Raw genomic sequence first — 16,830 nt, forward strand, 5'->3', positions numbered from 1 at the left:
TTCTTTCAATAAGTCTTCCGGTCATATCATAAACCACGATACCTACTTTCGCCTCACTTGCAGTTGTTAAACTCAAATTGAAGGTTTCACTGTATGGATTCGGATACGCAACTACATTAAATGAAGCCGTAATTCCTGCATCTGAAGTTGCTGCTTTAGCTGAACAATCTTTATACCATAGCGTTACTGCTATACCATTTGCCACAGCTCCACAACTATTGGTAAATACTGCTCTGTAGTAGTTTACTCCTACTGAAGCTTCATTTATCGTATAGCTTTGTGAAGTTGCTCCTAAAATATTGGCAAAACCTGTGGTGCTAGTAGTAGTAGATCGTTGCCATTGGATAGCACCGTTATAACCAGCTCCTATAGTCAGTGTTTTAGCAACATTAAAGCTTCTGCATAATGCCAAAACTGAACTCGCTCCTGATGGTGTAGTTGCATTGCTTGTAACTGTTTTTGATAATGGAGCAGCAACAATTGAAACGGTTACCTCATTGCTTGTAACTGTTGAACATGATCCAATAGTTACCGAAGCTCTATACATTGTTGTTACTGTCAGGTTACCTGTAGAAATACTTGGAACATTTGAATTGGCTATGTTTGTCCATGTAGTAGCTATAGGGGTTTTCTTTTGCCATGTAATAACCCCTACAGTAGTACCTGCCAAACTTAGTGTAGTACCTGTTGCTGTACATATTGGCCCCGTAGCTGCAGCGGATGCTGTACCAACAAAGGCGGATGTGCCAATAGTAAATTGAACCGGACTTGCATAAAGGGCTGAACATGCGCCACTCATTACTCGTGCTCTGAAATATACATTCTGAGTAATATTGGTAACTACATAACTTGCTCCTGTAGTACTGGTTGAAGTCGTACTAAATGGATTATCAAGTGGAACTGATGCTGCTTTTGGAGCATTTACATAAGTAACACCATCAAATGAATACTCCCATTGTAAAGTACCAACATTACCTACAAGTTTTACAGTACCCGAACCTGAAGAACAAACTGTTCCTCCTCCTGTAATACTTCCTGCAACTGTTGTTGGACTAACTGTAATAGTTTTTATAGCAGTAGTAGCGGTAGTAGTCGTTCCACAATTACTGGTAACTACGGCGCGGTAAGATTTATTCATCCCTGCTGTAGCTCCCGTAAGAGTCAATACATCACTTGTAGCTCCGGCAATATTAGTAAATGTTGATGTACTGTTTAAAGCTGATTGCCACTGAAGTGACGTTCCTGCATAGCCACTTAAAGTAAAGGTAATACTACCTCCTAAACATACTGAAGTTGGAGAGGTAATTGTACCTGCTTTTACGCTTAAGATAACGGTAAGTGCTACTGCGTTTGAAGTTAAAACTCCGCATGCTCCTGTTACTAAAACTCTATACTGAGTACCTGCAACAAATGCACTGGCTCCTCTGGTAATTCCCAAAGTGGCAGTGTCTACTCCTGAATAGATCGTATTATTAACCACATTACCCCAAACAGGGTTTAGAGCAGCTGTAGTAACTACTCTCATTTGCCATTGATAACCACTAACAGCTGCATTGGTAGAAACACTTACACTGGTAGTTGAACCTACTGTATTACAAATAAATGGCGGCAATGGTTGCGAAGTTATTGACTCATTAACAATGGTCAAATTCAAGGTCTCTGTGTGTGTACAACCCGAAGCGTTAGTAGAAGTATTGGTAATACCAGTTTGACTTGTTGCATAGGTATTTCCATTTCCTAATGGTGCCGACCACGTATAACTGCCACAAGCTGACACTGTGGTAGTATGTGAGCTACTGTTGTTAATTGTTAACACCAAATACTCTGTGTTACATCCTGTAGTTACTGAAAAATTACCGGAAGCTGTGTAGGTCTGACCATTTGCACTCCAGGTATAACTATCACACGCCGTGGCTGTTGTAGTGTTGTTAACTATTGGGTTAATTGTCAATACCAAGGTTTTGGTATCTGGACAACCAGCAGCATTGGTACTTGTTGAAGTATAAGTACCACTTGTTGTATAAGTAGTTGCGTTTACTGACCATGTATAAGTATCACAAGCGGTAACTGATTGTGAGCTTGATGTACTGTTGTTGATAGTCAATACTAATGTTTGGGTATGACTACAACCTGAGGCATTGGTACTTCCGTGAGTGTATGTTCCACTTGTTGTATAAGTAGTGCCGTTTACTGACCAGGTATAACTATCACAAGCCGTAACTGATTCCGAGCTTGAAGTACTGTTGTTGATTGTTAAGTTCAACGTTTTAGTATCCGTACAACCTGCAGCATTGGTACCTGTTGCCGTATACGTTCCACTTGTTGTATACGTTTGTCCGGTTACTGACCAGGTATAACTATTACAAGCGGTGGCTGATTGTGAACTTGAAGTACTGTTGTTGATAGTTAATACCAAAGTTTTTGTATCTGTACAACCTGCAGCATTAGTGCTTGTTGCCGTATACGTTCCACTTGCTGTATAAGTAGTCCCGTTTACTGACCAGGTGTAACTATCACAAGCGATGGCTGATTGTGAACTTGAAGTACTGTTGTTGATTGTTAAGTTCAACGTTTTAGTATCCGTACAACCTGCAGCATTGGTACCTGTTGCCGTATACATTCCACTTGTTGTATACGTTTGTCCGGTTACTGACCAGGTATATGTATCACAAGCCGTAGCTGATTGTGAACTTGAAGTACTGTTATTGATTGTTAAGTTCAAAGTTTTAGTATCCGTACAACCTGCAGCATTGGTACCTGTTACCGTATACGTTCCACTTGTTGTATAAGTAGTCCCGTTTACTGACCATGTATAAGTATCACAAGCTGTTACTGATTGTGAACTTGAAGTACTGTTGTTGATAGTCAATAATAGCGTTTCTGTAACACATCCATTAGTTGCTGAATACTCATCAGAATCAGTATAAGTTAGACCTGTAACTGACCAAGTATAACTATCACAAGCCGTTACTTCGACTGTATGTGTTGAACTAGGTGTAACAGTTAAATGCAATACATCAGTATGACATCCACTTACAAGGGAATAATCACCACTTGTAGTATAAGTTTGCCCGTTTATTGACCATGTATATGTATCACAAGCTGATTGTGTGTATTCTGTTGTAGTACTTGGCGTAATAGTCAGGTTTAATTTTTCAGTTACACAATTTGTTGTAGTTCCTGTGTATAATCCTGATGTTGTATAAGTAGCACCATTAACTGACCAGGTATAAGTATCACAAACCGAAACTGTAGTGGTATGTATTGAACTTGGTGTAATTGTTAAATGCAATATATCTGTATGGCATCCGGTTACAAAGTTATAATTACCACTAGCTGAATATGTTTGTCCGTTTAATGACCATGTATATGAATCACAAGCTGATTGTGTGTATTCTGTTGTAGAACTTGGCGTAATAGTCAAGTCTAATTTTTCAGTTACACAATTAGCTGTAGGACCTGTATATATTCCTGATTCTGTATAGGTAACACTATTCCAAGTATAACTGTCACAAGCTGTATGTGTAGTAGTATGAATTGAGCTTGGTGTAATTGTTAACACTAGAGTTTTAGTATCTGTACATCCTGCTGCGTTAGTACCGGTTACAGTATGAGTTCCACTTTCTGTATAAGTAGTTCCATTAACTGACCAGGTATAGGTGTCACAAGCCGAAATGGTAGTTGTGTTTGTAGTGCTTGAATTAATTGTTAAATCCAATACTTCTGTATGACATCCTGTTACTACCGAACGTATTCCAGTTGTTGTATACGCTTGTCCGTTGACAGACCAAGTATAAGTATCACATGCTGTTGCAGTAGTGGTATTTGATGTTGCAGCATTATAAACCACAGTTACATCTGCAGTATTAGTCGTAGCACAACCATTAGTGATTGACCAACGGTAAACATAAGTTCCGACTACAGTGGCTGTTACTGTAGAAGTACCGCTATTTACTGCACTATAAGTAGACGTTCCAGGACCTGATACTTGCGACCAAGTACCTGTTCCTACTCCTGGAGTATTTCCGCCCAATGCATTACTTGTTAAGCCACAAACACTTTGATTACCCCCAACTGTCGAAGCAGAAGGAGCATTTGAAGTTGATATTGATAACGCTAAATCATCAATTCTCCAGTTAACAGTATTTAAACCAGCCGTTGTGGTTCCACCATATCCATAAATACGGAATGTAACAGGATTAGCATTTCCATTTCCTGTAACTGATACCGTATTAGTTTTTAAAGCATAAACCGAATTATTTACCAAAGTACCTGTAGCAATATCAGTAGCATAATTATCTAAACTACTTCTTACAGCGTAAGCTTGCGGAGCTGAACTAGTACTTCTTGAACCAAAACTAATTCCGGTCAAAGTAAAATTATATCCGGATGCCGGTGTTACGGTAAAAGCGAAATAAGCAGAGGCAGTAAGAGAAAATGCTCCATTAACCGCAGCAATTCCAGCATTACCTGTACCGGAAGCACCTGTATATCCCGTGGATGGAGAAGTAGCCGACAAGAGCGTGGATGCGCCATTACTATTCCCTTGTGTTACCGCACTGGCAGTAACGTTTGATTGAGTAGACGTTGGTGATGCAGTAAATGGTGTTGAAGCGCCAAAGTTATATGAAGTAGTACCTGCAACAGATGCGCAAGCAGGTAGTGTTACCGTTAATATTTGTTGCACTTGTGCTGCATTATAATTTGAATTACCTGCTTGATCAGCTGTAATTGTAGTTTGTCCTACACCAACAATAGTTACAGTAGAACCACTAATAGTAGCCACAGCAGTATTTGAACTAGTATAAACAATTGTTCCTCCAGGAGCAGTGGCAGTTAAATTATACGGTGCAATACCTGTTGTTTTACTATCCGTTGTTGCTAATCCTGTAATGGTTTGCTCTGCTTTACCTATTGTAAAGTTAAAATCTGCTGAGCTAGCTGATGCATAGTTTGCATCGCTGACTACAGTAGCATTTACTTTATAACTTCCAGCATTTGTTGGTCTGGTAGTGCTAGGTCCATAAACCGTTGGTGAAACACCATTATAGCTATAACTTATTGCTCCTGTAGAACCAGTAACACTTGAGGTATTTGGTCCTTGAGCCGTTCCGTTATAAATAAATGAAGAAGAACCCGTAACTGAGATTGAAGAAGCTGCTTTAGTAATATTAGCTGTAATACCAGTTGGCTGTGCCACGGTATAATTACCAGCTGCTGTACCATTTAATGAGAAACCTAAAGCCGTAATTGGTTTATTAGTTCCAGTTGTAGCAGTAGCAAAATTATAAGTAACTGTACTACTATTTACAGTAACATCATCAGTACCTACAATACCGTTTAAAGTAGCCGTTCCGCTTACTGTAGCCGTTGTAGTTGTATCATACGTTTTATCCACTCCGGTAAGACCGGAAATTGTTAATCCTTTTGGAGCAACTATACTACTTGCGGTAGCTATAGTAACTTCGGTAGCACCAGTACTGTTTAAAGTAATATTCCCTGAATACGTTCCGGCTCCTGTAGTAGCGGCTAAACGAACATATATAGGAGTACTTGATACATTACCGGCACCTCCTAAAGTAATACTTGTAGCATAACCACTTCCACTTGATAAAGAAACCTCAAATCCTGAAGGAGCTGCAACTGTAATGACATCAGTTAAAGATTGAGCACTTACATTGAAAGAAGTTGGTGTAGTACTTGCCGAGCCATAAGTAGTGTTTACTGCTGCTAAAGTTCCACTGGTAAATAGTGTTGGCGTATTGGCAATAATATCTGCACTTAGGGTTGGTTGTGTTAAAGTATAATTCCCAGCGGATGTACCATTAAGGGAATATCCTGTTACAGTTACAGCTATACCCGTTCCTACTGCCGAAGAAGCAAAAGTACCTACTGCTGTTCCCAATAAAGAAACATCATCACTACCGACAACTCCAACTAAGGAAGGGATTCCGGTTACTGTAGCATCCGTATTACCATCATAGTTTTTACTGCTTGCCGATAGTCCGGAGATAGTTAATCCTTTTGCCGAAACTGTTAATGTCTGAGTGGCTGAAGTAGCTGCATTATAATTAGCATCGCCAGCCTGAGCCGCGGTTACAACTGCTATACCTACTCCAACGATATGGATGTTTCCTGAAACAATAGTAGCTACTGTAGTTCCGTTGGTAGAATAAGTTAAGGCATTTGTACCCGATGTTGCTGATGTAGCTCCGGGAGCATAATCTGCTGCACCGTAAACTTTTGAATCGGTTCCAGCAAATGTAATCGACTGATTCGCTTTGTTTACTGTAATATCACCACTTATATAAGAAGGTGCATTATAATTGTTTGAGTTATAAGTAGCCCCTGAACCTGCTGTTAAGGAAGAAGGAACCGCAGTACCTGAATAAACCGCAGGAGAAACTGTACTTAAGGTAGCCGAATCAGTAGCTGCACCACCTGTTCCGTAAGTCACAGTAACGGTTGGACTAGTACCTAAACTATCGGTATATTGTAAACCGGAAACACCAAAAGCAGTAGAAGAACCATTGCTTAAAGTAGCACCATACGTTTTAGAAACACCGTTAGCCGTAATGGTTAAACCTGTAGCCTTATTTACCGTTAGCGTAGCTGTTATGCTTCCCGAAGTAAATGTTGAAGTTGCAGTTTGGTTAGCCGTAATTACAGTAGAACCAAAACCTTTAATGGTTACATTTCCACTATTGTCAATAGTAGCAACAGTTGTAGTCCCGCTAGTATAAGTAATAGCACCACTACTATCAGAAGAAGCAATCATTGTGAAACCTACATCTCCATATGTTTTTGTTGCATTTGCCAATGTTATTGTTGGCGTTGCTAATTGATTAACAAAACCACTGATTGCCAAACCATTTGTTCCTGATGCTGTTGATGTGAATCCCCATCCACCTGTAGTAGTTTGTCCTGATGCATAATAACGTAATGTAATTGTTGTTCCTGCAGCTACATTTTGCAATGCAGAAATGCCGGAAACATCAATTGATAAGGAAGCTGGCGTTCCTATTGTAACAGTTGGTGAACCAATTAAAGTAAATGTTGTTCCATCAGTACTATAAGCAAATTGAGAGCTAACTCCTGGAGAAACTGTATAAGTTGCAGTACCGGAAAAATTAGCATTAATTGCAGACAAACTAATAGATTTACTAGTAGTAGCCGTTAAAGTAGTTTGGAAATAATCTGTATTTGTAGTGGCAATTCCATTGTTTTGGAATCCTGCAGTTCTAAAAGAATTATTAGCTCCACTATAAGCAGCTGTTGCTCCGCGGGTAATATTATTGGCACCGCTAGTTGACACTAAACCTGCATTGAAAGTTGTAGCTGTATAAGTAGTAAGTGTAGTTCCACTTAATACACCAAATAAATCCCAACCTGCTAAAACAATAGGTGCTTGTATAACTGTCAACGTTTGTGTAGCTGTTGTAGCTGCATTAAAATTCCCATCACCCGCTTGTGTAGCGGTAATCGTTGTTGTACCAGCACCAACAATAGTTACGGTATTACCACTGATAGTAACAACGCCACTATTTGAACTAGTATAAGTTATTGCTAAACCAGCACTTGAATTAAGTGTTAATGTATATGTTGTTGTAGCTGTAGTTCTGGAATCTGTTGAAGCTAGAGTAATCGTTTGGTTTGCTTTTGCAATAGTAAAACTAAAATTAGCCGAAGTGGCTGTTTCATAGTTCGTATCTGCGGCCACAGTAGACGCTGCAGTATAACTTCCTGCATTAGTTGGTCTGGTAGCACTAGGTCCATAAACCGTTGGTGAAACACCGTTATAGCTATAACTTATTGCTCCTGTAGAACCAGTAACACTTGAGGTATTTGGTCCTTGAGCTGCTGCGTTATAGGTAAATGAAGAAGAACCTGTAACTGAAATAGTTGAAGCTGCTTTGCCGATTGTTGCGATTAAACCTGTTGGTTGTGAAACCGAATAATTACCGGCAGCCGTACCGTTTAAAGTATATCCTAAAACAGTTATTGGTTTATTTACACCTGCATCAGCATTAGCAAAAGCAAAAGAAGGTGTTCCTGATAAGGAAACATTATCTGAACCTACAACTCCCACTAAAGAAGCTGTTCCTGTAACTGAAGCCACAGCGGAACCATCGTATGTCTTACCAACACCGGTAAGTCCCGTGATTGTTAATGGTTTTTGCGAAACGGCACTACTAACAGTAGCAACGGTTAAACTTGTAGCACCAGAACTTGCCAAAGTCACATTCCCTGAATAGGTTCCAACAGCAGTTGCTGCCGCTAAACGAACATAAATTGGTGTACTTGCTAAGTTTCCGGTTGTTCCAACCGTTACTGCAGTAGCAAAAGTACTATTATCTGATGACACTTCAAATCCGGCAGGAGGTGTGATTAGCACTCCTTCAGTAAGTGACTGAGCACTTACATTAAAAGTAGTTGCTGAACTGGCAGTTCCATAAGTTGTATTAACTGCTGACAAAGTACCACTGGTAAAAATAGTTGGCGTTGTAGCAATAATATCCGCAGCTAATGTTGGTTGAGTCAAAGTATAGTATGAAGAAGCTGTTCCATTTAAGGAATAGCCAATTACATTTACTTGGATACCTGTCCCAACAGCTGAACTAACAAAAGTAGCTGTAGACGTACCTAATAATGAAACATTCGCTTCATCTCCTGAAACAACTCCTACTAAAGAAGCTGTGCCGATTACTGTAGCATCAGTATTACCATCATATACTTTATTATTTGCCGTAAGTCCGGTAATCGTTAAATTTTTAGGATTTACTGTAAGAGCTTGTGTAACATTGGTAGCTGCAGTATAATTTGTATCCCCTCCTTGTGCGGCTGATAAGGTAGCCGTACCTGGTAGGTGTATAGTTACTGTTCCTTCCGATGCAACAGATGCAACAGTAGAATTTGAACTTGAATAGGTTACCACAAGTCCTGAAGAAGCTGTAGTAGCTATACTGTATGTAGCACCTCCGTATGTTTTTGTAACAGGTGTGGTTAATGCAGTTATAGTCTGGCTTGCTTGTGTTATAGTTAATACACCATCAACATAACTAATAGTATAATTACTTGCTGTAAAAGTACCTCCGGTAGCAGCAGTTGCAGTTATAGGATAAGTACCTACAGGTGTTGTAGCTGTCGAAGCAGCTCCACTGGCGCTTAATGTAACAGCACCTACTGTTTCACTGTTTGCCAAACCATTTGTACTAAATGCTAAAGTTCCTAAGACTAATGAAGTATTGTATGCTTTAGTTCTGTTATCAGCTGTAATGGTTAACGCTTTCGCTGTAACTGTATTACCTGAAGCCGCTGTCGTAATATTTACTGAAGTGGCCCCGGTAGAACTTAAAACTATATTTAATGAATTATAAGAACCTGTTACGGCTGCAGTAGCTTTCAAACGAATGCTTAATGTACCACTTGCACTTCCAGTGGTTTGTGTGAAAGTAGCTGTTGCACCATAAGTGATTCCGTCCGAAGAAACCTCAAAACCGGTTGGCGCTGTTGCCACAAGATTTGCTGTCAGACCAGAGCCGGAAACCGAAAATGATTGCGAAGCCGAAGCCGTTCCATAAGTTGTTGTAAATGCTGCCGCTGTAGCAGTGCCTGTGATAGATGCCGCAGCCGGACCTGTAATACCTATAGTAAATGCATCTCCGTTAGCCGAACCAAAATCAATGGCTCGAATATAATAAGTAGTACCAAATGTAAATGTATTGGATACCGTTTCTGTTGTACCTGTTCCATGTGCTGTAAAGTTTGCCACACCAGTAGTTGGACAGCTTGCACTAGTAAATACATCAAAATCAATATCTCTATTGGTTGCTGCCGTAAACGTAAGTGTAATGACATGGCTACCCGTGTTAAGCGGAGTAAACTTATACCAAACATCATTGGATGTCGAAGAATAAGTTAAGGAGTTTGCTGTATTTGTAGAAAGCACCATAGTTCCTGCACTAGTTACTGCATTAACAGTAAGAGTAGTAGCATTGGCGCACAAATCATTTGCCGGTGGTGTAGTAGTTGTAAAAGTAGTTACCGCACCATAAGTATAAGTAGTACCATTATAAACATAAGATTTAAAACTATAACCGGTGCCCTGAGTTAATCCTGTTAAGGCAAGTGTAAAGGCTCCTGTTGATAAACCAGAAACTGCAGTTTTGGTAACCCCTGTTCCTGCTACTAACGGATCGCTATTTGCACTCGTAAGAGAATAAACAAACCCTTTTTCAGTAGTTGAAGGACAAACACCCAAAGCAGTTACGTTTCCATTAATGGATGCTGTAGTTCCTGCCACTAAAGTTGCCGCCGTAGATGTTACTGTTTGTGTTACCGCTGTAGTACCTGTACCAGTTAAAGAACTCGTTGGAGAATTACTGCCTGAGGTTGTACTGGCAACGGTTATGGTAGCTGTTTTTGCACCAGCACTGGTAGGCGTAAAAGTAACAACATAAGTTGCTGTACCTCCTGAACCCGCAATACTAGTGGAAGATAAACCACTAACCACAAACTGAGCATCGCTTGAAGTAACGGTAACACCTGATGCGGCAGTACCCGAATTGGTTATTGTATAAGTAATAGGAGTAGCTGATGTACTAGGACAAACCGATCCATGACCTGTGGTACCAGTAATAGCTAAAGATGGTGTAGTTGGTGCGGTTCCTATCGTAGCCGGCACCGCATTATACACAGTCACATCATCTAAAAATATATTTGCAACATTAGATGTACTGCTAACTCCTGTTAAAGTTGTTGCATTGATTGAGGTATTTGCTGCCAAAGTTCCTTTAGTTAAATCATTTCCAACTAAAGTTCCATTAATATACAAATCAAATTTTTGAACAGCCACTGTTTGTGCTCCCCCATTATAGGTATAACTAATTGTTCCACTAGTTTTATTATTACCCACAATTTCAATTGTATAAACCGTACCCTGTGTAAAAGCCGAAGTAGTTAAACTTGTAGAATTATAGGTTCCGTTATTATTGTAAGTTAAGCTTAATGCACCTGAAGCACCATATGTAAATCTTAATCCTGTAAACACTTGTGTGGTCCCTGCATCACTATTATCAGAATAATTAACACCTGCACCTTGATAAAAAGTCCAAACACCACTTGTTGCAGTAGTACCTGCAGAAACATCCCCAAACAATACTTTCATTGAAGTATAGAACTCTAAACCAGTTGTATAACTAACAATAGGTGAAACTTTAGTAACAGATGCTGTTGAAGAAGCTACTGCTCTAACAAAGGAACCAGTTGTTCCTAACGGATTAGAAGTGTTAGCAAGATTTACCGGCGCATTTGGAGCTGTTGCTCCAGCCCTTGCATAGGTTGTCCCTGATGTTGGATTAGGAAGCAAAGCGGTTGAGCCCGTTTGACTGGTATTAGACCCCGTGCCTGTTCCAAAATTTTGAACAGATGTCTGCCCAAAACTACGCTGCTGCCCTCCTATTAAAAACAAAAAAGCTATGACAAAAAATGCCAAAGCCGGTTTTTTAAAATAGGTGTTTTCAGGTTTAGCAAAAAAAGAAACTAAATCCCTTTTTTTGTTTGATACCTTCTTTTGTCCAAGGTTTTTACCCGAGATAAAAGAAACTAACAAATTTAAACTGCAAAACAAAAGCGAAAATGATTTTCTGGTAAGTAAAAATTTTTTCATAAATTATACGATTAATTAGGAGGTAAAAATAAAAATAAAAATCTTTTTTACAAGAAAAAGATATTAACTAATTGTTATACAATCGTTAATAAACATTTAGTCGGATTTATCAACACTTAAACGTTATAGTTGGCTTTATAAAAAAATAATATTAAGGTAATTACTTACAAAATAAGAAAAACTATCACAAATCTATGAAAAAGCAGTTGCATAGTAAGTTTAGGTTTAAGAATTATATTTGTATAGCTATAGCAGGATTTATTTATTAACCTGTATAGTTATTTTAGGACGAGTCAACTCCATAGATAAAGCATAGATAATGCATGGTAGAGCGTTAGTCAGCACAAGCTAGCTCAGATTGACATTTATGTTCTAATTGAGTTTAATTTTAGCTTGAAAAATTAATTTTTTTACACAATTTATTAATTGCACCCAACAGGTATTAATATATTATTTTACTTACTTTAGCAAAATTAAACAAATGTTATGGCTGAGTATATAATCCAAACAGAAGGACTGAATTTTCAATATTCCAAGAATAAAAAAGTATTAAACAACATTTCCATCCATGTTCCCAAAGGTTCTATTTATGGCTTTTTAGGTCCAAATGGCGCGGGGAAATCCACCACAATGCGTTTACTTACCGGAATTATCACTGAACAAGGCGACGCAATAAAACTCTTTGGAAATCCGTTGCAAGAGCAACTCCCGTTAGTTTTTAATAGAATTGGTTCCTTAGTAGAATCGCCTGCTCTGTATTTGCATTTAAGTGGTGTCGACAATTTGAAATACATTGCCAAACTCCGCAACATTCCCGAAGAAAAAATACATGAAACACTGGAGTTAGTTGATTTGTCTCGTGACGGCAAGCGAACAGCCAAACAATATTCACTGGGAATGAAACAACGTCTTGCTATAGCCATGGCGCTATTGAGTGATCCCGAATTGTTATTACTTGATGAACCCGTTAATGGCTTGGATCCTAACGGAATTATTGATATTCGAAAGCTGCTGATCAAACTCAACCAGGAAAAAGGAGTGACGATTTTTGTCTCCAGCCATTTGCTTAGCGAAATTGAAAAAATGTGTACGCATGTGGGTATCATCAGCAAAGGAAAATTGCGCTTTGAAGGTACCATGCAGGAATTGTCAAAAGCTGCCGGGCTTTGTAAAATTCAGGTTACTTTGGATGACGCTTCTAAATGGCAACACGAATTGGAAAACCACTATGAGAATGTCAATTTGGTGGCACAAAACCAACTCACTTTAGACATTGGCAACAAAGACAGCATTCCTGATTTTATCAAAAAACTGATTGCCAAAAACGCTGCTGTCTATGAGGTGAAAATCCTTGACGGCCTTGAAGAATGGTTCATGACAATAACTAATGAAAATCGTACCGATGAAAAATAATATCACCAATTTTATCACCTCACTAAAAGCCGAAAATATCAAAAAAAGAGGCACCGGTTTTTATTGGACCAGTGCCATATTGGGAACCATTTCACCAATCTTGTTTTTTATTGTTTTAATAGTGACGAGTACCGATGAAATTAAAACAGAAATTCCAGCCAACTATTTTCAAACCTTTATCAATCAAACGGTCAATCCGTTTGCTTATTTCTTCTTTCCGTTGTTGATTATCATAATCGTAAGTCGCATTACACAATTAGATCATAAAAACGGAGGCTGGCAATTGATGGAAACCCAACCATCAAATAAATTCTCTATCTATTTCTCCAAATTCTGCACCGTTCTTATTGCCAATTTGATTTCGATTGTTTCTTTCATAGTGGTGTCCTTGTTTTTAGCCTGGATATTATCTTTTATCATTTCCATTCCTAAAACGGCCATTATGACACTGCCTTTGGGCTTTATTTTTCATCTGATACTCAGATTGTTCTTAGCATCCATATTGATAACCACGCTTCAATATATCATTTCTGTTTTGATTCCGAGTTTTATTTGGTCTATTGTGATTGGCTTTTTCGGTTTATTGCTAACCGTTTTCCTTGAACCTTTTAATTTGACGCCAGTTTGGTACCCTTATAAAATCTTGTCCAAAATTGCAGCAAATCCTGATGGCAGTGATGTGGGACATTGGTTTACCTTTACCGAATATGTTGGCATTACATTAAGCATCATTTTATTGTACATTGGTTTCAATTGGTACCGAAATAAAACCCTGAAGCTGACTTTCAATACCACCTCAAAGCTCATAAGTTTATTGGTCGTACTGGTTGTTTTCGGAGGATTGACCTACTGGTTATTGCGTCCAAATCAAATGCCAGATTATGGTAAAACTGTTTTTTGCGGAAAGATAGATAGTAAGGATAAGTTCAAAACACTTTATATTAAAGACAATACCGTTCAGGACACTATAGCCATAATCCCTATCAAAGACAATGAATTTCATTTTTCTTTTGACAAAAAAGTAATTCCTGATAACTACACTTTTGTAATTGATGGAAAATATGTGGGGAATTTCTTTTTTGGTGAACATGACAGCATTTATTTAGACGGCCAAATCTTTAACCAAAAATCTAAATTCAAAATAAAAGGTACTCGCTTGGCAGAGAATCAAATAAATACTGTATCCAACGAAGAATGGAGCACGGTATCCTTCTACTTAGAAGAAAATAAAAATCTGGAAAAACCTGATATAATAATCAATGCCTTATACAAAGAATGGAAAGAAGCTATGGAAGCTTCCGTCAAGTTTAAAACGGTGGACAATTATATTCCTAAAAATGATTTTACAGAGCGCAATCGTAAATTGATTACCACCAAATACCTAAATATGTGGAATGACTTAGTAAAAAAACGAGCAGCTTTGTATCCGAATCAAAAAACCAAAGGCGGAACTCAAATTGCTGAAATTCAAAAAAACTTATCGCTTACTGATGAAAGTTTGTTAAGTAGCAAGGAATATTTTGCTTTTCTGACCAACGAATTAATCGCCAAAAATCATAACGATATTGATGATGATGCCAAATCCATTTTAGCCATATCCCAAATGAAAAGCGGTTCGTTTAAAGACAAGATGCTGTATTGGCAAATAAGTAAAAGTATTGAAGAAGCTTCTACCGCTAAAGAAAGAAACGACTTTGTTGCCAAATACATTACCGAGTTCAGTAACCCAAATTACCAACGAAAAATAACTTACGTTAATAAATTGGCTGAAAGTTTAGGCAAAGGCAATCCAGCTCCTGCTATGGAGGCAGTTACCATCGCAGGGAAACCAACAACTTTGTCTACTTTAAAAGGTAAATTTATAGTGCTTGATGTTTGGGCCACTTGGTGTGGTCCCTGCAAACAAGAATCTCCTTATTTTGAAAAATTTGCTATCAAATACAAAAAACAAAAAGTTCAGTTTGCTGCAGTTAGCACTGATGAGAACATTCAAAAATGGTATATCGCAGCCAAAACCAAATCAAAATCTGTATTGCAGTTGCATGCTTTTGATTTAACAAAATTTAGCAAAGATTACGATGTGGTTTCCATACCAAGATTTATTCTGATTGATCCCAACGGGAATTTTGTAAATGCTAAAATGCCAAGTCCAAGCGACCCGGCGTTTGAAATGATCTTGCGAAAAGCCATGCAGTTACCCGATGAAGAATAGCTGCATCCTTTTATAGATTTAGTATCTTTGCCAACAAATGCTGAAAAAATGATTTCGCAAGAAACTATTGTTGCCTTAGCGTCGCCTTCTGGTGCCGGTGCCATTGCTGTTATCCGACTTTCGGGTAAGGAAGCATTGACTATCGCGGAACAAGTTTTCCAATCGGTTTCAGGGAAATCTTTATCTAAACAAAAAACACACACCATTCATCTTGGACATATTGTAGATGAGGGGAAAGTCTTTGACCAGGTATTGGTTTCCATATTCAAAAATCCACATTCCTATACCGGCGAAGATGTCATTGAAATTTCCTGTCACGGCTCGACCTATATTCAGCAGCAAATTATTCAATTGCTATTGCGAAAAGGATGCCGAATGGCACAAGCAGGTGAATTTACTTTAAGGGCTTTTTTAAACGGAAAACTAGACTTATCTCAAGCTGAAGCGGTTGCCGATTTGATTTCCTCTGACAATGAAGCGAGTCATCAGATTGCGATGCAGCAGATGCGTGGCGGCTTCTCTAACGAAATAGCAAAATTAAGGGAAGAACTGCTGAATTTCGCCTCACTTATCGAACTCGAGCTCGACTTTGCGGAAGAAGATGTGGAGTTTGCAGACAGAACACAGTTTAATGAGTTACTGACAAGAATTGAATTTGTCTTAAAACGATTAATCGATTCATTTGCTGTTGGCAATGTTATTAAAAATGGAATTCCCGTAGCGATTGTGGGCGAACCTAATGTGGGGAAATCAACACTTTTGAATGCTTTATTAAATGAAGAACGCGCCATTGTTTCTGAAATTGCGGGAACTACGCGTGATACGATTGAAGACGAATTGGTTATTGATGGTATCGGATTCCGATTTATTGATACGGCAGGAATTAGGGAAACAAAGGATGTCGTTGAAAGCATTGGTATCAAAAAAACATTTGAAAAAATAGAGCAGGCTCAGGTTGTCATTTTTTTGGTTGACAGTTATCGGTTGTCAGTTGTCGGTTTAGAGCAATTAAAAATTGAAATCGAAAAAATCAAAAATCAGTTTCCACAAAAACCACTAATTATCGTTTTAAATAAAATTGATACTCTGTCAAAGGACGAATTAAATTCGATTATAAAACAACTGAAAACCGAAAACAGAGAACAAACACCCGATAACCGACAACTGATAACCATTTCCGCCAAAAATAAAGAAGGTATCGAAGACCTGAAGAATCAATTAATGTCGTTTGTAAATACCGGAGCGTTACGCAATAATGAAACCATTGTGACTAATACACGCCATTATGATTCGCTTTTAAAAGCGTTGGAAGAAATCCAAAAAGTGACCTTTGGCCTGCAATCGAATTTGCCTTCTGATTTAATGGCAATTGACATCAAACAAGCATTGTATTATTTTGGTGAAATTACCGGCGAAGTCACGAATGATGAACTTTTAGGAAATATTTTTGCTAACTTCTGTATCGGAAAGTAACTGCGTATTTCAAACATCCATACTTCTACATTCCAAGCGCCATAAACAAAGGGATTGAAACAGT

The 16,830-nt window shown here is 38.4% G+C and carries 4 protein-coding genes; 3 read left to right on the forward strand and 1 reads right to left on the reverse strand.

The features are described from left to right. Nucleotides 1–11,668: YDG domain-containing protein (locus tag Q0Q99_RS02320; protein ID WP_293890837.1), on the reverse strand; the 11,668-nt coding region annotated here is incomplete at its 3' end. 486 nt (nt 11,669–12,154) lie between these two features. Here Q0Q99_RS02320 and Q0Q99_RS02325 point away from each other — a divergent pair. Genes Q0Q99_RS02325 through mnmE form a run of 3 tightly spaced genes read left to right on the forward strand, consistent with a single transcriptional unit; the run spans nt 12,155 to nt 16,766 of the window. Beyond that, nucleotides 12,155–13,081, forward strand: a complete 927-nt coding sequence (locus tag Q0Q99_RS02325) for an ATP-binding cassette domain-containing protein (RefSeq protein ID WP_293890840.1) — start codon at nt 12,155–12,157, stop codon at nt 13,079–13,081. Then, nucleotides 13,071–15,293: a redoxin family protein gene (locus Q0Q99_RS02330; RefSeq protein WP_293890843.1), complete on the forward strand. Its 2,223-nt coding sequence runs from the start codon at nt 13,071–13,073 to the stop codon at nt 15,291–15,293. Before Q0Q99_RS02325 ends, Q0Q99_RS02330 begins: the two co-directional genes overlap by 11 nt. Nucleotides 15,294–15,341: 48 nt before the next feature. Then, the gene (gene mnmE, locus Q0Q99_RS02335; RefSeq protein WP_293890846.1) at nt 15,342–16,766 is read left to right on the forward strand and encodes a tRNA uridine-5-carboxymethylaminomethyl(34) synthesis GTPase MnmE; all 1,425 of its coding nucleotides are present in this window, start codon (nt 15,342–15,344) and stop codon (nt 16,764–16,766) included. Nucleotides 16,767–16,830: the final 64 nt, after the last annotated feature.

The sequence above is a fragment of the Flavobacterium sp. genome, assembly GCF_025352425.1.
GTDB lineage: Bacteria > Bacteroidota > Bacteroidia > Flavobacteriales > Flavobacteriaceae > Flavobacterium.